The 17,631-nt window shown below is 74.2% G+C and carries 17 protein-coding genes; 7 read left to right on the top strand and 10 right to left on the bottom strand.

The window, feature by feature from the left end:
- Positions 1 to 162: 162 nt before the first annotated feature.
- Positions 163 to 342 carry a DUF3073 domain-containing protein gene (locus tag MF406_RS18525; protein WP_242898047.1) on the top strand — a complete coding sequence of 60 codons (180 nt, stop codon included), beginning with the start codon at positions 163 to 165 and terminating at the stop codon, positions 340 to 342.
- A gap of 333 nt (positions 343 to 675) precedes the next feature.
- Here MF406_RS18525 and MF406_RS18520 read toward each other — a convergent pair whose 3' ends face one another.
- Positions 676 to 1,797, bottom strand: coding sequence for a Glu/Leu/Phe/Val dehydrogenase (locus tag MF406_RS18520; RefSeq protein WP_242898046.1), 1,122 nt, complete (start codon positions 1,795 to 1,797; stop codon positions 676 to 678).
- Between the two features lie 235 nt (positions 1,798 to 2,032).
- Here MF406_RS18520 and MF406_RS18515 point away from each other — a divergent pair, with 235 nt between their 5' ends.
- Positions 2,033 to 2,665: a hypothetical protein gene (locus MF406_RS18515; protein WP_242898045.1), complete on the top strand. Its 633-nt coding sequence runs from the start codon at positions 2,033 to 2,035 to the stop codon at positions 2,663 to 2,665.
- Positions 2,666 to 2,782: 117 nt separating this feature from the next.
- On the opposite strand, the gene MF406_RS18510 is transcribed toward MF406_RS18515, so the two are convergent.
- Together MF406_RS18510 and MF406_RS18505 are read right to left on the bottom strand one after the other, a co-directional pair.
- Positions 2,783 to 4,396 (bottom strand): NAD(P)/FAD-dependent oxidoreductase, encoded by a 1,614-nt coding sequence (locus MF406_RS18510; RefSeq protein WP_242898044.1) that lies wholly within the window; start codon positions 4,394 to 4,396, stop codon positions 2,783 to 2,785.
- The gene (locus tag MF406_RS18505) at positions 4,396 to 4,833 is read right to left on the bottom strand and encodes an SRPBCC family protein (protein WP_242898043.1); all 438 of its coding nucleotides are present in this window, start codon (positions 4,831 to 4,833) and stop codon (positions 4,396 to 4,398) included. Before MF406_RS18505 ends, MF406_RS18510 begins: the two co-directional genes overlap by 1 nt.
- Positions 4,834 to 4,998: 165 nt before the next feature.
- Here MF406_RS18505 and MF406_RS18500 point away from each other — a divergent pair, with 165 nt between their 5' ends.
- A complete protein-coding gene (locus MF406_RS18500; RefSeq protein WP_242898042.1) occupies positions 4,999 to 5,886 on the top strand; it encodes an SDR family oxidoreductase in 888 nt (295 codons plus the stop codon).
- Here MF406_RS18500 and MF406_RS18495 read toward each other — a convergent pair.
- The gene (locus MF406_RS18495; protein WP_242898041.1) at positions 5,861 to 6,655 is read right to left on the bottom strand and encodes an SDR family oxidoreductase; all 795 of its coding nucleotides are present in this window, start codon (positions 6,653 to 6,655) and stop codon (positions 5,861 to 5,863) included. The two genes, MF406_RS18500 and MF406_RS18495, sit on opposite strands and share 26 nt — an antisense overlap.
- Before the next feature lie 37 nt (positions 6,656 to 6,692).
- On the bottom strand, positions 6,693 to 8,309 hold the full coding sequence (locus tag MF406_RS18490; protein WP_242898040.1) for a DASS family sodium-coupled anion symporter: 1,617 nt from the start codon (positions 8,307 to 8,309) through the stop codon (positions 6,693 to 6,695).
- A gap of 165 nt (positions 8,310 to 8,474) precedes the next feature.
- Here MF406_RS18490 and MF406_RS18485 point away from each other — a divergent pair, with 165 nt between their 5' ends.
- Entirely contained in the window at positions 8,475 to 9,236 is a 762-nt protein-coding gene (locus tag MF406_RS18485; RefSeq protein WP_242898039.1) for a GTPase domain-containing protein, read from the top strand.
- Positions 9,237 to 9,327: 91 nt separating this feature from the next.
- Here MF406_RS18485 and MF406_RS18480 read toward each other — a convergent pair whose 3' ends face one another.
- From MF406_RS18480 to MF406_RS18470, 3 genes are all read right to left on the bottom strand, one after another.
- The gene (locus tag MF406_RS18480; protein ID WP_242898038.1) at positions 9,328 to 10,500 is read right to left on the bottom strand and encodes a zinc-dependent alcohol dehydrogenase; all 1,173 of its coding nucleotides are present in this window, start codon (positions 10,498 to 10,500) and stop codon (positions 9,328 to 9,330) included.
- Entirely contained in the window at positions 10,497 to 11,423 is a 927-nt protein-coding gene (locus MF406_RS18475) for an SRPBCC family protein (protein ID WP_242898037.1), read from the bottom strand. The genes MF406_RS18480 and MF406_RS18475 overlap by 4 nt, the downstream gene beginning before the upstream one ends.
- A 72-nt stretch (positions 11,424 to 11,495) precedes the next feature.
- Positions 11,496 to 11,888: a hypothetical protein gene (locus tag MF406_RS18470; protein ID WP_242898036.1), complete on the bottom strand. Its 393-nt coding sequence runs from the start codon at positions 11,886 to 11,888 to the stop codon at positions 11,496 to 11,498.
- 123 nt (positions 11,889 to 12,011) lie between these two features.
- Here MF406_RS18470 and MF406_RS18465 point away from each other — a divergent pair, with 123 nt between their 5' ends.
- Positions 12,012 to 13,628, top strand: coding sequence for an FMN-binding glutamate synthase family protein (locus MF406_RS18465; protein ID WP_242898035.1), 1,617 nt, complete (start codon positions 12,012 to 12,014; stop codon positions 13,626 to 13,628).
- 36 nt (positions 13,629 to 13,664) lie between these two features.
- Here the strand turns inward: MF406_RS18465 and MF406_RS18460 are convergent, their stop codons facing one another.
- Together MF406_RS18460 and MF406_RS18455 are read right to left on the bottom strand one after the other, a co-directional pair.
- On the bottom strand, positions 13,665 to 14,360 hold the full coding sequence (locus MF406_RS18460) for a cache domain-containing protein (protein ID WP_242898034.1): 696 nt from the start codon (positions 14,358 to 14,360) through the stop codon (positions 13,665 to 13,667).
- A gap of 9 nt (positions 14,361 to 14,369) precedes the next feature.
- Complete coding sequence (locus MF406_RS18455; protein ID WP_242898033.1) at positions 14,370 to 15,119, bottom strand: FadR/GntR family transcriptional regulator; 750 nt, start codon at positions 15,117 to 15,119, stop codon at positions 14,370 to 14,372.
- A 169-nt stretch (positions 15,120 to 15,288) separates the two neighbouring features.
- On the opposite strand from MF406_RS18455, the gene MF406_RS18450 reads away from it, so the two are divergent.
- Together MF406_RS18450 and MF406_RS18445 are read left to right on the top strand one after the other, a co-directional pair.
- Positions 15,289 to 16,713 (top strand): (Fe-S)-binding protein, encoded by a 1,425-nt coding sequence (locus MF406_RS18450; protein ID WP_242898032.1) that lies wholly within the window; start codon positions 15,289 to 15,291, stop codon positions 16,711 to 16,713.
- On the top strand, positions 16,710 to 17,631 hold a 922-nt coding region (locus MF406_RS18445; RefSeq protein WP_242898031.1), incomplete at its 3' end, for an FAD-binding oxidoreductase. The genes MF406_RS18450 and MF406_RS18445, both read left to right, overlap by 4 nt.

Here is a 17,631-nt window from a genome sequence, read left to right as displayed (position 1 = left end):
CCCGCGCGCCTCGTGCGCTGCGTGAGAAAACGGACATTCGCGGGCCGAACCGGATCTCGGTGTGCGGGAACACCCACCGAGCAGGTAGCGTTGTCCCTACGAGACTCCGATAAAGCAGTCCGGGGCTGCGCCCCGGCCAAGTGTGCGAGGGGGCTGGACCCTATGGGCCGCGGCCGAGCGAAAGCCAAGCAGACGAAGGTCGCGCGCGACCTGAAGTACCGCACCTACGAGACGGACTTCGGTGCGCTGGCACGAGAGCTGCACGGCGAGACCACCGACGAGCCCGACCAGGTCGACGAGCTCGACCCGTGGTCCGGCTACGCCGAACCCCCGCGCGACTGACCTTCTCGCTCGCGCGCGTGTGCCGCCTCCCCGCGGCACGCCCTTCTGCTGCGCCTCGACGTCGCCGTTGAATCGGGCCTCGTGGCGGGTCGAATCGGGCCCCGTGGTGGGTTGAATCCGGTCTCGTGGCGGGTCGAATCGGGCCACGTGGTGGGTTGGATCCGGGCCCATGGCGGGTCGAGTCGGCTGTCGTGGCGCCCCCATGACGCCACGAGGGCCGACTCGACCCACCACGACTCCCGACTCAACCCGCCACGACGCCCGATTCAACGAGCCGCCAGGCCCGATTCGACCCGCCACCAGGCCCGATTCGACCTCGTGACGGCGGCGGGGTCAGCCGAGCCAGATGCCGCGGAGGCGGCCGACCTCGCGGATGCGCTGCTCGGCGATCCGGTCGGCGGCGGTCGCGGTCGGGACTCCCTCGGAGCGCGCCCGCTCCAGGACGGCCCGGGTCGTGTCGTAGATGCCGGCCGCGCGCTGGCGGGCCCGCTCGAAGCTGAAGCCCTCGAGCTCGTCGGCCACCTGCATCAGCCCGCCCGCGTTGACGACGTAGTCGGGCGCGTAGACGATCCCGCGTTCCTCGACCAGCTTCTCCACGCCCGGGTGCGCCAGCTGGTTGTTGGCCGCGCCGCAGACGACCCGCGCGCTCAGCGTCCGCACCACCTCGTCGTCGAGCGCGCCGCCCAGCGCGCACGGGGCGTAGACGTCGAGCTCGGCGGCGACCAGGTCGGCGGTGGACCCGACGACCCGCACCGAGGGGTGCTCGTCGGCCACCCGGGCGACCGCGGCCGGGTTCACGTCGGTCACGACCACCTCGGCGCCGGCCCCGGCCAGGTGCCCCACGAGGTGGCGGCCGACCTTGCCCACACCGGCCACGCCGACGGTGCGACCGCTCAGCGCGGCGGACGCGTCGCCTCCCCAGGCGACCTCCGCGGCGGCCAGCATCCCCTGGAAGACGCCGTACGCCGTCAGCACGCTGCTGTCGCCTGCCCCGCCGTGCGCCTCGGTGCGGCCGGTGACGTGGCGCGTCTCGCGCGCGATGTGGTCCATGTCCTCGCTGAAGGTGCCGACGTCGCACGCGGTGATGTAGCGGCCGCCGAGGGACTCCACGAACCGGCCGTAGGCGCGGAGCAGCGCCTCGGACTTGAGCCCGGCCGGGTCGCCGACGATGACTGCCTTGCCGCCGCCGAGGTCGAGCCCGGCCACTGCCGCCTTGTAGGTCATCCCGCGCGAGAGCGCCAGTACGTCGGCGAGCGCGTCGGCCGTCGAGGCGTAGGGGAAGAAGCGGGTGCCGCCGAGCGCCGGACCGAGTGCGGTCGAGTGGATCGCGACGATGGCGCGGAGCCCGCTGGCGGGGTCGTTGGCGACCACGACCTGCTCGTGCTCGAGCCCCTGGTCGAGCAGGTCGGCGGTGGATACCGGCGGTACGTGCGGGGTACTGGTGCTGTCGGACATGGTGGTGTCACTTTCCTTCCGGCCACGGGGTGGGTGGCGATGGGTTCGCCGGCCGCATGGGTGGTGCGAACCGGTTGGGTCCACCCTAGGACCGAGTGACGTGCGCCACCACCGGGCGCACCGGGACGACGACGCGCGGAGGGATTACGCAGTGCAGGGCGATCTCGGGCAGGCCGACCTCGGGCAGGTCGCGGCCGGACGCAACCGACGACGCGGGTCCGGACGTCGTACGGGCGTGCCTCTCCTGCGCTCCGTCGCCACCCTCACGGCCGCGACCCTGGCCACCCTCGTCTCCTGCCTGGGCCTGGTGACCGCGAGCGCGGCTCCGGTCACCGCCTGCGAGTGCACGACCAGCGGCATCGAGGAGCAGGCGCGGTGGGCCGACGTGGTCTTCACCGGGGAGCTGGTCGCCACGGCCGCCGAGGGCGACGCCGTGCAGCACACGTTCCGCGTGGTCGAGGTCTACGACGGCGCGGCGCCGGCGTCGACCGACGTGACGACCCGGAGCGCCGGCCCCGACTGCGGGGCGCCGTCCCTCGAGGAGGGCCGGACGTACGTCGTCTTCGCCCACGGGGCCCGCGACGGGCTGACCACCACCGGCTGCAGCGGCACCCGCGCCGCCACCGACGGCTACCTCGACCGGGTCCGGGCGTCGCTCGGGGAGGGCACCGCGCCCGTCGACGACGAGGAGACGGACGGCGGCACGGACGGCGTGACCGGACCGGGCGCCGAGGGCCCCGCTGGTGGTGAGGACGAGGGCGAGCTGCTGGCCGTCGTCGCCGGGGCCGCCGCGGTGCTCATCGTCGGCGCGATCGGCATCGGCGCGTGGCGGCGGGCTCGTGGGCGGAAGGTGGCCACCCGGGCCTGAGCAAGGGCGCCACGAGGCCCGATTCGACCCGCCACGAGGCCCGATTCGACCCGCCACGAGGCCCGATTCGACCCGCCACGAGGCCCGATTCGACCCGCCACGAGGCCCGATTCGACGTCAGCGGCGGCGGAGGAGGGACTTGCCGGTGGCGACGGTCTCGTGGACGCGGGCGTGGAAGAGGGCGGCGCGGGCCGCGTTGCGGCCGCAGGCGCCGTGGACGCCGCCGCCGGGGTGCGCGGAGGCGGAGGCGAGGTAGAGGCCGCGGATCCCGGTCTCCGGGCGGCCGCGCAGGGCGGGGACCGGCCGGAAGACGAGCTGCTGCTGGAGCTGCGCGGTGCCGCCGTTCACGGCGCCGCCGACCAGGTTGGCGTCGCGGGCCTCGAGCTCGACCGGGCCGAGCACCCGGCGGGCGGTGACCAGCGACCCGAACCCGGGCGCCTGCCGCTCGATGCGCTCCTGCACCCGGTCGGCGAACCGCTCCAGGTCGTCGTGGTCCCACCGTCCGGCGACCGTCCCGCCGGCGTCCTCGACCAGCGCCTCGGGCTGCGGCACGTGGGTGTAGGCCCACATCGACTCGGTGCCGACGGTGGAGCGGGACGGGTCGGTGGTCGACATCTGCCCGACGAGCACGAACGGCCGGTCGGGGATGACGCCTGCGTTGAGCTGGTCCTGCGCGCGGTTGAGCTCGGCGACCGAGTCGGCGAGGTGCACCGTTCCGGGCGGCGCGGCCGGCGGGTCCGACCACGGGACCGGTCCTGAGAGCGCCCAGTCGACCTTCACGGTGCCGGGGTCGGCCCGGAAGCGACGCATCTCCTGGCGCACCCGCCGCGGCACGTCCGACGGGGCCAGCAGCCGCCCGAAGAGCGCCGGCGCCGCCACGTCGGCCAGCACGGCGCGGCGTACGGCGACCCGCTCGCCGTCCGCGGTCCGCACCCCGCTGGCGCGTCCGTCGGTCACGTCGATCCCCACGACCTCGCAGCCGCAACGGATCTCGCCGCCCCGCTCGCGGAGGCGGCGGGCGAGCGCCTCGCTCAGCCGCCCGGCCCCGCCCTCGGGCACGGGGAAGCCGACCGTCTGGCCGAGCATCGTCAGCATCAGCCCGAGCAGCGCCGACCCGGGCGAGCCCAGCGGGATGTCGGAGTGCGCCGCGTTGCCGGCGAGCAGCAGCCGCGGGCCCTCGCCCCCGAACCGCTCGCGCCCGAGGTCGAGCACCGGGCCGAGCAGCGTGCGCACGAGGTCGAGCCCGCCGGTCCGGGCCACCCCGGGCAGGGCCCGGACGCCGGCGCGCACCGGCGGGAACGGCGACATCAGGGCGTCGGTGACCCGGCCGCCGTAGGCGTCCCACGAGCGCACGAGCTCGAGCCACGCCTCCCCGTCGCCCGGGTGGGCGGCCTCCAGGCCGGCGGCCGTGCGGTCGCGGTCGCGGTGGAGCAGCGCCCAGCCCTCGCGCCACCGGTGCCCCACCACCGCCGGGGCGTGCCGCCACCGCAGCCCGTGCCGCTCCAGCTCGAGCGCCCGCAGCGCCGGCGACGCCGCCCCGAGCGGGTAGAACGCGCTGAACGTGTCGTGGACGAACGCCGGGTCGAGCTCGCGGTCGCTGCGCACCGCGCCGCCGACCTCCGGCTGCGCCTCGAGCACGAGCACCGACCAGCCCTGGTCGGCCAGCCAGTTGGCGGCCACCAGGCCGTTGGGCCCCGCGCCGACGACGACGGCGTCCGGCGTCACGGACATCAGTCGGTGCGACCCTCCACGACGTAGGCCAGGCGCCGCAGCGTCTCGCTGTTGCGCCAGTCGAGCAGCGGGGCCCGCAGCGGGCGCGGGACGAGGACCGCCGGCCCGGAGGCGGCGTCCTCCTCGATGACCACCTCGGTGTCCACCCCGCGCGGCTGCAGGTGGAAGGTCACGTCCGCCTCACCCGCCGGCCAGGCACGGGCCCGCAGCCGGATCCGGGTCGGCGGGTCGCTCTCGACGACGGAGGTGCTGTCGTCGATGAGCAGCGGCCAGCTGCCGACGGAGTGGTGCAGGGCGCTGCCCGGGGCGGGCCAGCTGGGGTCGACGTCGCGCATCCGGGAGGCCCCCACCACGAACAGCGGGTAGAGCCAGCCGTCGGCGAGGACGCTCCAGACGCGGTCGACGCTGGCGTGGACGGTGCGGCGGTGGACGCTCATCGGTCGGCGCGCTCCGACGGCTGCATGCAGGGCCTCCTCGATCGGGTCGTGGCCCCGGGCCGGTACCCCGCCCACGGACGCGGCATACGAGCCGCGCCCCGCCGTACGCCGGGCTCGCGCGCTCGGCGCTCGTGTGCCCGGTCCGGGCGTGGGTACCGCGGACGAGTGATCTCCTCCGACGACGTCGTGCTGGTCACCGGTGCCTCCAGCGGCATCGGCCTCGAGGTCGCCCGGATGGCGGCGGAGCGGGGCGCGCACGTGCAGCTCCTGGCCCGCGGCCGCAGCGGCCTCGAGGAGGCCGCGGCGCGCTGCGTGGACGCCGGCGCCGCCTCGGCGCAGGTGCTGCCGTGCGACGTCGGTGACCACGAGGCGGTCGCGGCCGCGGTGTCCGACGTCGTCGGCCGCCACGGCCGCCTCGACGCCGTCGTCAACGCCGCCGGCGTGTTCGCGTTCGGGCGGCTGACCGACGTGCCGGCCGAGGTGTTCGAGCGGGTGGTGCGCACCAACCTGCTCGGCTCGGCGAACGTCGCCCGGGCCACTCTCCCGGTGCTGCGCGCGCGGGGCGAGGGCTCCCTGGTCCTCTTCGGCTCGCTGCTCGGCCACATCGTCTCTCCGTACGCCGCGCCGTACGTCGTGAGCAAGTGGGGCGTCCGCGCCCTGGTCCGCGTCCTCCAGGCGGAGAACCGCGACCTGCCGGGCATCCGGGTCGGCTACGCCGCGCCCGCCGGCGTCGACACCCCGATCTACCAGCGCGCGGCCAACTACGTCGGCCACCCGCTGCGGCCGCCGCCGCCGGCGAGCGACGTGGCGACGGTCGCCCGCGACGTCCTCGACTTCCTCGACGGCCGCCGGCGTCGCCCGTTCGGAGATCCGCTGCCGCGCGCGTTCCACCTCGCCGCGCGGATCGGCTGCACGGTGCTGCCCGACCGGCTCTACGACGCCCTCGGCAAGGTGGCGCTCGCCGCCGCCGTCACCGACCGCTCCGAGACCGTCGCGGACGGCCCGGGAGCGGTGCTCGAGCCGGACGTCAGGACAGGCTCCGCCACCCCGTAGCGGAGTCGTGGCCGTGGGCGGCCATCAGGGAGAGCCCGCCGTCGACGACGTACGACGCGCCCGTGACGTACGACGCCCGCGGCGACACCAGGAACCCGATCACCGACGCAACCTCGTTGACGTGCCCGACGTGGCCGACCGGGTTGCCCGGCCGCTCCTCGCGGTAGGCGTCCTCCTCGGCGATCCCGGTCATCGGCGTGGCGATCTCGCCGGGCGCGACCGCGTTGACGGTGATGCCGTGCTCGGCCAGCTCGAGGGCCAGCACCTTCGTCAGCATGCCGAGCCCCGCCTTCGCGCTGCAGTAGGCGGCGGTGCCGAGCCGCGGCAGGTGCTCGTGGACGCTGGTGACGTTGACGATCCGGCCGGGGTGGCCGCCGGCGATCATGATCCGGGCGGCGCGCTGGGCGCAGAGGAACGGGCCGTCGAGGTCGGTGGCGAGCACCTGCCGCCAGCGCTCGTAGGGCAGGTCGACGACGCGGTCGGTGTGGCCGGTGCCCGCGACGTTGACGAGCACGCCGAGGCCACCCAGCTGCTCGGCGAGCCGGTCGACGGTGGCACCGGCGTCGGGCCGCGACGCGTCGAACACCTCCACCACGGCCCGCTGCCCGCGCTCCTCGACCGCCGCGGCGGTGGCGCGGACGCCGGCGGTGTCCTCGTGGCAGGTCAGCCCGACGTCGTACCCCTCGGCGGCGAGCAGGAGGGCGGTCGCCGCGCCGATCCCGGAGTCGCTCCCGGTGACGACGGCCTGGCGGGGGTGGTGACCGGTCATGGCCGGCCGGTACCCGGGGCGGACGCGGGCCAGTCGGTCACCCGATCCCGACCAGCGACACCAGCAGCGGCAGGAGCAGGACGATCAGGATCGCGCCGAGGACGTCGAAGGAGATGCCCGAGCGGATCATCTTCGTGATCGGCACGACGCCCGACCCGTAGACGACGGCGTTCTGCGGGGTCGACACCGGGAGCATGAAGCCGAACGACGCGGCGAACGTCGCTGCGAGCGCCGGCACGAACGGGTCCACCCCGGCGGCCACCGCGATCGGGATGATGATCGGCACCACGACCGAGGCCGACGCGGTGTTGCTCGTCGTCTCCGAGATGACGATCGCCAGCACGACGGCGAACACCGTGATCGCGAACGTGCTCGACAGCCCGAGCGCGTCGTAGGAGCCGTTGCCGATGGTCTCGGCGAGACCGGTGCTCTCGAGCAGCGAGCCGAAGATGATGCCGGTGCCGAAGAGCACCACGGTGCCCCAGTCGATCCGGGCGGCGTCGCTCCAACGCAGGGTGAACTCGCGGCTGCCCCAGTCGGTGGGGAGCAGGAACAGCAGCGACGCGCCGAGCACGGCGACCACGCCCTCGTCCAGCCGCTCGCTGACGGTGGTGTACGCCGACGACTCGGCGCCGGCGACGAGCGCGACGACGCCGGGGGTGATCCACAGCACGACCGTCACGACGAACGCGACCAGGGTGTTGCGCTCGGCGACCGAGAACGAGCCGAGCTCGCGGCGCTCGTCGGCGACCCACTCCTCGACCCCCTCGAGCCGCCGGATCTCCGGCCGGTTGAGGGCGAGCAGCACGATCGCGAGCGCCACGAACATCAGCGCGCAGATCGGCGCCGCGGTGAGCATCCAGTCGAGGAAGGTGATCGTCTCGCCGGTGGCCTCCTCGATCAGCTCGCGGCCGATCAGGTTCGGCGGCGACCCGACCGGCGTCAGCAGCCCGCCGACGCTGGCGCCGTAGGCCAGCATCAGCATGAGGGCGACGCCGACGCGCAACCGGAGGGGGTCGAAGTCCTCCTCGACGACGCCGCGGGCCTGCATCAGCTTGGCGATCACCGCCAACAGCCCGATGGCGGTCGGCAGCAGCATCGCCACGGTGGCGGTGTTGGAGACGAACGCCGACAGCAGGCAGGTGATCACTCCGAACGCGATGACCACGCGGAACGTGGAGCGGCCGACCCCGGGCAGGCCGAGGATGAACATGGCGAACCGTTTCGCCAGCCCGTGCTTGAGCATCGCCTGGGCGAGGATGAAGGCGCCGATGAAGGTGAAGACGGTCGACGACCCGAAGGGGGCCAGCGCCTCGTCGGCGCTGACGACGCCGAGCAGCACGACCGCGCCGACGCCGATGAAGCCGCCGACGGGGATCGGCACCGGCTCGGTCACCCACAGCACGACCACGCCGAGCAGGACGGCCGCCAGCGCGTGCTGGTCGTCGGGGAGGTCGAACGGGACGAGCAGGGCCGTCACGGTCACGAGCGGCGCGAGCACCAGCCCGCTCGTGCGGCGGGCCTTCTCGAACCGCTCCTCCTGCGGGCTGAGCCGCTGCTCCCCGAGCGAGCGGTAGGTCGCGTTGTCGAGGAACGCCTTGTCGACGTCGGTGCGACGGCCCGGGGCCGGCCGCGGTTCGCGGGTCGTGGTCATGGTGCTGCGTGACGCGCGGCAAGGAGTCGACGGCAGGCGCCGTGACGTGCGTCACGTCCTCCTCGCCGTGGCCGGTACCCAGGGCCGGGCGACGGCACACGGCGCGCCGCGGGGCGGTCGGGTACGTTCGGCGCAGCAAGCCGACCGCGGACCACGGGAGCGTGCATGACCGACCTGCGACCACGGCGTACCGGCCTGCGCGCCGTGCCCGCCGCGTTCGGCCGCGGCCGCGAGCGCCTCACCGGCGTGTTCCAGCACCGCTACCCGACGGTGGCCGTCACCGGCATGACGGGCGTCGGCAAGAGCGAGCTCGTCGACCACCTCAGCGGGCGGGCGCGCTCCGACGGCGTCCCCGACGCCGGCTCGGCGGTGATGGAGCGGCGAACCCGCCGCAGCCGCCGGCTGCGCGGCTTCCGGTTCCGCGTCGTGCCGGGCGAGAACGCCGCCACCCGCCTCGGCGCGCTCGACGAGGTGTTCCACGACGACCCGGTCGACGGCGTGCTGCACGTGGTGGCCAACGGGCACGCGACCGGGCGCCGCCCCGCGGGTACGACGGGCACGGTCGAGGTCGCGCGGGAGGAGCAGCTCGCTCGCGAGCTGGAGGACTGGACGGTCACCGCGCACCGGATCGCCTCGATGGCCGTCCGCCGCGGCACCCCGACCTGGCTGGTCGTCGTGGTGACCAAGGTCGACCTCTACCCCGACCAGGTCGAGGAGGTCGTGCGCTCCTACTCGCCGGGCAGCGGCACGCCGTTCGGCGACCGGCTCGACGAGCTCCGCGCCCTCGCCGGCGGCGCCAAGCTCTCCGTCGACGTGCTGCCCGTCTGCAGCCACCTCGCCGCGGGCAGCCCGGTCACGCCGAAGCAGCGCGACGCCTACCTCGCCGCGCTCGAGGCGCGGATGGCGCAGCTGGCCGGCCACGTCTGAGGAGGCGGGTTGTCGGTCATTGCAGAGGCCGACAACCCGGGGGAAGGGCCGACAACCCCCGGCGCCGAGCGGTCCGGACCCAGCCCCGCGGTCAGGGCGTGAGGACCACCTTCGTGCACTCGTCGGACTTGTGCTTGAACATGTCGTAGGCCTCGGGCGCCTCGGTCAGCGGCATCCGGTGGCTGATGATGTACGTCGGGTCGATGTCGCCGTTGCGGACGTGCTCGAGCAGCGGCCGCAGGTAGCGGTGGACGTGGGTCTGCCCGGTCCGGATCGTCAGCGACCGGTTCATCACCGAGCCCAGCGGGAACTTGTCGACCATCCCGCCGTAGACGCCGACCATCGAGACGGTGCCGCCGTTGCCGCAGGCGAGGATCGCCTCCCGGATGGCCTGCGGCCGCTCGGTCTGCAGCTTCATCAGCTGCTTGGCCTTGTCGTAGAGGTGGACGGCGGTGAAGTCGCCGTGGGCCTCCATGCCGACCGCCTCGATGCAGTGGTCGGGGCCGCGGCCGGCGGTGAGCTCGCGCAGCTCGAGGAGGACGTTGGTCTCCTCGAAGTTCACCGTGGTCGCGCCGGCCTTGTCCTCCGCCATCGCCAGCCGCTCGGGCACCCGGTCGACGACGATGACGTCGGACGCGCCGAGCAGCCGCGCGCTGACGGCGGCGAACTGGCCGACCGGGCCCGCACCCCACACCGCGACGACGTCGCCGGGCTCGATGCCGCACATCTCGGCGGCCATGTAGCCGGTCGGGAGCACGTCGGTCAGGAACAGCACCTGCTCGTCGGTCAGGTCGTCGTCGATCTTCATCGGGCCGACGTCGGCGAACGGGACCCGCACGTACTCGGCCTGTCCGCCGGGGTAGCCGCCGAGCAGGTGCGAGTAGCCGAACAGCCCGGCCGGCGAGTGGCCCATGAGCTTCTCGGCGAGGCCGGCGTTGGGGTTGGAGTTCTCGCACAGGGACCAGAGGCCGCGCTCGCACGAGCGGCAGCCGCCGCACGCGATCGGGAACGGCACGACGACCCGGTCGCCGACCTGCAGGTTCGTCACTGCGGAGCCCAGCTCGACGACCTCGCCCATGAACTCGTGGCCGAAGATGTCGCCGGGCTCGACCATCGGCACGTAGCCGTCGTAGAGGTGGAGGTCGGAGCCGCAGATCGCCGTGCTGGTGACGCGGACGATCGCGTCCCGGTCGTTGAGGATCTGCGGGTCGGGAACGTCGTGGACGCCGACCTTGGTGGGTCCCTCGAAGCAGACCGCCTTCACCGGGCGCCTCCCTTCAGTGCGTGGCCGGGTCGCTGGAGCACCTGGTGGCGGGCGTCGGTGCCCTGGGGCAGCGCCTCGGTGCGCACGACGTCGCCGGTCTCCATCACCTGCTTGAACCGGCGCAGGTCGTCGCGCACCTGCTGGACCGGGTTCTCGCCGAGCAGCCGGGCCACGGCGCGGCCGACCCGCCCGCCCGGGACGTCGTAGTGCAGCACGACCTTCACCTCGGTGCTCCGGCCGTCGGGTGTCGGCCCGAAGTGCACCGTGCCGGCGTTGGCGACGTCGGCGCCCGGGAGCGACTTCCAGGCCAGCCGCTTGCCCGGCTCCTCGCTGGTGATCTCGGCGTCCCACTCGACGCTGCGCCGGCGCAGCGGGGCGTTGGCGCGCCACCGGGAGCGGCCGCCGCCCAGGTCCTCGACGGACTGCAGGTGCAGCATGAACCGCGGCAGGTTCTCCAGCGACCGCCAGAAGGCGTAGACGTCCTCCTGGCTCCGGTTGACGGTGACCGACGCCGAGAGCTCGAGCGGGCCGGGCCGGTCGCCACCGTGCTGCGCGCGTCGGGTGCGCGCGGCGGCGTAGAGGTCGACCGCGGTGATCCCGGCGACGACGCCGAGCGTCGTCATCACCCGCGTACGGCGGTCGCCGTGGCGGGAGCGGGCGGCCGAGGCCAGCACGGCGAGGTCGAGGGCGTCGCCGCCGACCCGGGTCCAGACGGCCCCCGCGGGGCCGCCCAGCAGCGCGGCGGCGTGCACCAGCTCGCGGGCGCCGACCGCGCGGATCACGAGTGTCGACCGGGGGTCGTCGTCGACGCCCGCCATCCGGGCGACGGCCTGCGGGGCGAGCAGCGGTGCCGCGCCGAGGGCGAGGCTGGTCCAGCCGAGCCCCGTGGCGAGGCGTCGGGTCCGGTTCTCCGGTGGTTGCATGTCGGTCTCCGATCGGGGGACAGGGGACGCCCGGGCGCGGGGCGCGGCGACGCGCCGGCGACGGGCGGGTGGTCAGGCGGCCTGCTCGTCGAGGAACCGCACCTGCTGGGGAAGACCCGTCCGGTCCTTCTCGTCGAGGGTGGTGCCGGCACCGGCGATCACGTGCCGGACGTCCTCGCGGTCGTGGTCCTTGTCCTCGGGGCAGGTCACGTCGATGATCCGCCGCCCCTCGGGCTCCTCGAGCACGGCGTCGTACCCGCGCTGGTGCAGGGCGGTCAGCACCACGACCGGGTCCTGGCCCTCGGGCACCTGGTAGCGCAGCTCGTGGGCGGGGTCGGGCCGCAGCACCTTCCCGCTGCGACCGGTCCGGCTGCCGCCGGCGAAGACGACCCCGCTGAAGAGGAGCCACAGCGCGATCGCGACGATGATCAGCACCGGGATGAGGGCGAGGCCCGAGCCGCCCATGGCAGCGCTCCTTCCGGTCGACGAACGTTGCGGGGGCGGTACCCGGGCCGGTCCGCGTCAACCGGCCCGACCGGCACCGGGGGTCGGTGCTGTAGGTCGCCCGGCGGTGGGTACCGGCCCCCCGTGAAGAGGCGTTGGGTGCTGGGGCCGCTGGCGGCGGTGGGAGCGGTCGCGGTGCGCGACCTGGTGCAGCGTGACCACGCCATCCTGCGCAACTTCCCCGTCGTGGGGCACGCCCGCTTCCTGCTCGAGTCGGTGGGGCCGGAGCTGCGGCAGTACATCGTGGCGGGCAACGACGAGGAGCGGCCGTTCAGCCGCGACCAGCGCCGGTGGGTCTACGCGTCGGCGAAGCTGCAGAACAACTACTTCGGCTTCGGCACCGACAACGACCTGGAGCACTCCTCCGGCAACGTGATCGTGCACCACCGGACCTTCGGCGAGGAGCACCCGACCCACGGCGCCGTGGGCCAGGAGGCCCGGCTGCCGGCGGCGAAGTTGCTCGGCGGTGCGCGCGGCCGCCGGCACGCCTTCCGGCCGGCCTCGGTCGTCAACATCTCCGGCATGAGCTTCGGCTCGCTGTCGGGGCCGGCGATCGAGGCACTCAACCGGGGCGCCGCCGCTGCCGGGTGCCTGCACAACACCGGCGAGGGCGCCGTGTCGCCGTACCACCGCTCCGGCGGCGAGCTGGTCTTCCAGATCGGCACCGCCTACTTCGGCTGCCGCGACGAGCACGGCCGGTTCAGCCTCCCGCGGCTGAAGGAGCTCGTCGAGCGGGCCCCCGTGCGAGCGCTGGAGATCAAGCTCAGCCAAGGCGCGAAGCCGGGGCTCGGCGGCGTGCTCCCGGCGGCGAAGGTCTCCCGCGAGATCGCCGAGACCCGCGGCGTCCCGATGGGCCAGGACTGCCTGAGCCCGTCGCGGCACGCGGAGTTCCACGACGTCGACTCGCTGCTCGACTTCGTGGAGATGCTCGCCGCGGAGACCGGGCTGCCGGTGGGCATCAAGTCGGCGGTCGGCGACCTCGGCTTCTGGCACGAGCTCACCGACCTGATGGCGCGGGGCGACCGCGGCGTCGACTTCGTCGACATCGACGGCGGCGAGGGCGGCACCGGCGCGTCGCCGCTGATCTTCACCGACGCGGTCTCGCTGCCCTTCCGCCTCGGCTTCGCCCGGGTGTACGCCGAGTTCGCGCGGCGCGGGCTCGCTGAGGACGTGGTGTTCGTCGGGGCCGGCAAGCTCGGCCTGCCCGACAACGCCGTCGTCGCGTTCGCGCTCGGCGCCGACCTCGTCAACGTCGGCCGCGAGGCGATGCTCGCCGCCGGCTGCATCCAGGCCCAGCGGTGCCACACCGGCGGCTGCCCGACCGGCGTGGCCACCCAGAACCCGTGGCTCACCCGCGGCCTCGACCCGGTGACCAAGGGCGACCGGGTCGCCAGCTACGTGCGCACGCTCCGTCGCGACCTGCTCAAGATCGCCGAGACCTGCGGGGTCGCCCACCCGGGCCTGATCGGGCCGGAGTCGGTCGAGGTGCTCGACACGCTCGCCGACGGTCGGCTGCTGGCCGACGTCTACGGCTACGAGCCGGGGTGGGGGCAGCCGTCGGCCGCCGACCGCGCCGCGATCACCCGGATCATGGCGGCCACCGACGAGGCGGAGGCGCAGACCGAGGGACCGCCGGAGACCGCCGAGGAGGGCGAGCCGCAGGACGCGCTGGGGGGCGAGCTGCCGCACACCGAGGGGTGAGCGCTGGGCCCGAGCGGCCGGAGACGCCGGCCCGCGTCAGGCGGGCGCCTCGACCAACGCCCACGGGAGCCGGGGGAGCGGCACGGCGGGAGGGAGTTCGTCGTCCGGGAGAAGGCACCCGGTGATCCAGCGGCTCGAGGTCGAGACGACGACCCGGCCCTCCTCGTTGGCGAGGACGGCGTGGCTGCCGAGCCGGCCGAGCACCACCGACTCGAACCGGGTGACCAGGACGTCGGCGCCGGCGACGCCGAGGAAGCGGCCGTCGACCTCCATCGGGAGGGTGAACGTCAGCATGTAGCCGTCGGTGCCGTGCACGTCGACGTAGGGGCCGGCGACGTGCCGGCTGCGGGTGCGGCGGGGGACGGCGAACCACTCCGCCGCCGCGTAGTCGTAGAAGCCGACGCTGTCGGGGTGCAGGTCGACCTCGAGGGGGACGGGAGCGTCGCGCTGGGGCGACCACTGCCACCACTCGAGCCGCAGCGGGTGGTCGGCCAGGGTGCCGGGCTCGAGGATGATGCCGAGGCCGACGGCGACCTCGCCCGGGGCCCGCAGCAGGTCGACGTACGCCGGCGCGAGCGCGCGCACGTCCTCGTCGGCGAACCGCCGGCCGGCGGCGGTGGCCGCCGCGTGCCGCGCGAGCGTGACCCGCCGGACCTCGGCCACGGTCGCGAAGATCCCCTCGATCGCCTCGCTGATGGCGAGGGCCGGGTCGGGCGCCTGCGTCGTCGTCATGGGCACTCCTCAGCTCGCGGTCGACCGGGTCATCGTGATGTGGTCCTCGATCAGGAGGCGGGTGTCCTCGGCGACCTGGGCCTCGGTCAGCGCCCGGGCGCGGTCGCCGTCGTGCCGGGCCACCGCCTCGACGACGGCTGCCCGCTCGGCCGCCACGGAGCCGGCCGACCGGTCGGGGCGCAGGCGCCACATCACCTGGGCCAGGTCGCCCTGGATCTCGATCTCGAGCCGCGTGAGGCGCGCCGACTGCGCCGCCGCGGCCATCTCGATGTAGTACCGGCCCTCCAGCCGGTGGAGGTCGGTGGCGTCCCGCGCGTCGCCCATCCGCGCGGCCAGGTCGCGGAGCCGGGCGAGCTCGGTGGCCGAGGCCCGTTCGGCGGCGAGCCGGGCCGCGGTGCCGGCGGCCATGGCGTGCAGGTCGCCGAGCTCGCGCAGGTCGCTCACGCCGATCTCGCCCAGCCGCTCGCGCGACAGCGCGGCCAGCGCCGCCTGCGACATCCGGACGAAGCTGCCCCCGCCGCGCCCGCGACGGGTCTCCACCAGGCCCCGCTGGCGCAGGTCGGCGAGGGCGTCGCGCAGCGTCACCGTCGAGACGTTCAGGGTCGCGGCCAGCTGCGACTCCGACGGCAGCTGCTCCCCGTCCTCGATCAGTCCGAGGGCGATCGCGCTGCCGAGGCGGCGGGCGACCTCCTCGCTCCGCCCGGCGTCGCCCAGCGGGGTGAGGAGCGCGTCGCGGGCGTCGCCGGAGAGCAGTCGCACGGCCACCTCCTCGCGCTCGCGGGACCCGGTGCGGAGGGCGCCCGGGGTGCCGATCGTAGTGCAGCCGGACCGCGACCGGAGGTGGTCACGGAGGGCTTGCGAGTAAACATGCAGTCCCATAGGTTTAGGCCGCGAACGTGACCTGGCTCACGCAGGCGGAGGTACGCAGATGACCCAGACCGAGAGCGGGCGGGACGGCTCCAGCGGCCCGGACGCCCTGGCGGCGCCGTTCACCCCGGGGATGCGCGACAACCCCGAGGAGCTGTCGCAGTACGTCGACACGATCGTGGGGCAGCCGCTGCCGCTCGTCGACGGCTCGCGCTCGTCGACGGGCGCCACCGACGGCGGCCCGCCGACCAACGGCGGACCACCCGCGGCCGCGACGCCGGAGCATGAGTTCGCCGCGGAGTGGCGCAACGCGGCGTACAACTGCTTCTCCTCCGGCCACAAGTTCTGCCGCGAGGTGTGCCCGGTCATGCAGGTCACCCGCAACGAGTCGTGGGCGCCGACCGCCTTCCACGCCAACGTCGTGGCGATGGAGAAGGGCGAGGTCTCCGTCGCCGACGTCGCGGCCGACTACGTCAACTGCACCCAGTGCGGCGCCTGCGAGCTGCGGTGTCCCAACACCCTGTTCACCGGCGACTTCTACCGGTTCCGCACCCGCACCGTCGACGTGGTCAAGGCGGTCCGGGCGCTCGCGGTCGAGCAGGGCGTGCACCAGGAGGGCTGGCGCACCTGGAACGCCCGCACCGACGAGCTCACCCACGAGCCGGTGCTCGGTGACACGCCGGTCAGCCAGGAGCACGTGCGTGACTGGAGCGCCGGCCTCGACCTGCCGATCGGCGGCGAGACCGTCCTGTTCGTCGACTGCGAGGCGGCGTTCTACCGCACGTCGGTGCCGCGCGCGGTCGCGCAGGTCCTCACCATGGCGGGCGTCGAGTTCGGGCTGATGGGCGAGCAGTGGTGCTGCGGCGGCCCGGCCGCCGAGATGGGGTACGTCGACCAGGCGAAGCGGTTCGCCCGGCACAACCTCGACAACTGGCGCTCGACCGGCACCCGGCGGGTGCTGGTGCTCGACCCGCACGACTACATCTCCTTCACCGAGGACTACCCGCGGTACTTCGGCGCGGAGTACGACATCGAGGTCGTGCTGGTCGTCGAGCTGTTCGCGCAGCTGATCAGGGAGGGGCGGCTCACGCCGTCGGTCCCCGTCGAGCGCACCGTCACCTACCACGACCCGTGCCGGCTCAACAAGCGGAAGGGGATCTGGAAGGAGCCGCGTGAGATCCTCCGCGCGATCCCGGGGCTGACCTTCAACGACGTCGACCGGGTGACCCAGTGGTCCTACTGCTCGGGCGGCGGCGGCGGGCTTCCGATCGAGAAGCCGGAGCTGACCGAGCGGATCTCGGCCAACCGGCTGGAGAAGGCGGCCGGCCTCGGCGTCGACACGCTGGTGAGCGCGTGCCCGTGGTCGGAGCGGCCGCTGTCGGCCGCCGGCGAGAGCCGGTCGATCGACGTGGTCGACATCCACGAGCTGCTCGCCGCCTCGCTCGGCATCGAGGTGGGAGGCACGACCCACGGCGGTGCGTCATGACGATCCAGGTCGAGCGCCTCGACGAGGTGGTCGCCGCCCTGCGCACGGTCCTCGCCGACGACCAGATCCTCACCTCCAAGGCCGACCGCCTCAACCGTGCCCGGGTGCCGGCGCCGTTCCCCGTCCACCGCTGGGCGGAGCGGATGCCCGACCTGGCGGTGCTGCCCACCAGCACCGAGCAGGTCGCCGGCGTGGTCCGCGTCGCCAACGACCTCCGGGTGCCGGTGGTGCCCCGCGACGGCGGCACCGGACTCACCGACGGCGCCGTGCCGCTGCGCGGCGGGATCGTGATCGACGTCAAGCGGATGAACCAGGTCAAGGAGATCGACCTCGACAACCGCACCGCCACCGTCGGCACCGGCATCAACATGCTCAAGCTCAACGAGGAGCTGGCGCGGCACGGGCTGTTCTACCCCGACAACCCCGCGTCGTACCCCTGCTCCCTGGTTGGTGGCCGGATCGGCACCAGCGGGTGGTCGCTGATCGGGGCGCGCTACGGCCACACCCGCGACCTGGTGCTCAGCTTCGACCACGTGCTGCCCACCGGCGAGGTCATGCACGTCGGCGACGGCATCGGCCACAAGGTCAGCAAGTCCTCGAGCGGCTACCAGCTCAAGCACCTCTTCATGGGCCACCAGGGCACGCTCGGCATCGCCACGGAGGCGACCCTCAAGCTCTACCCGAAGCCGGAGGCCGAGCTCTCGCCGTTCTGGGCGTTCGACAACTACGACGACGCCTACCGCTGCGTCGGGGCGCTCGCCCGGGCGGGGGTCGCGACGTTCGCCGGCGCCGTGCTGTTCGACGAGTGGAAGGTGGCCTACCTGCGCCGCGACGACGAGGCCTACATCCCCCAGCCCGGCGACGTCCGCGCCCTCGTCTGCGCGGTGATGTACGGCTACGAGGACGAGGTGCGGCCGG

This window comes from Georgenia sp. TF02-10 (assembly GCF_022759505.1).
Taxonomy (GTDB): Bacteria; Actinomycetota; Actinomycetes; order Actinomycetales; family Actinomycetaceae; genus TF02-10.
This window is presented reverse-complemented; position numbering and strand designations above follow the sequence as displayed.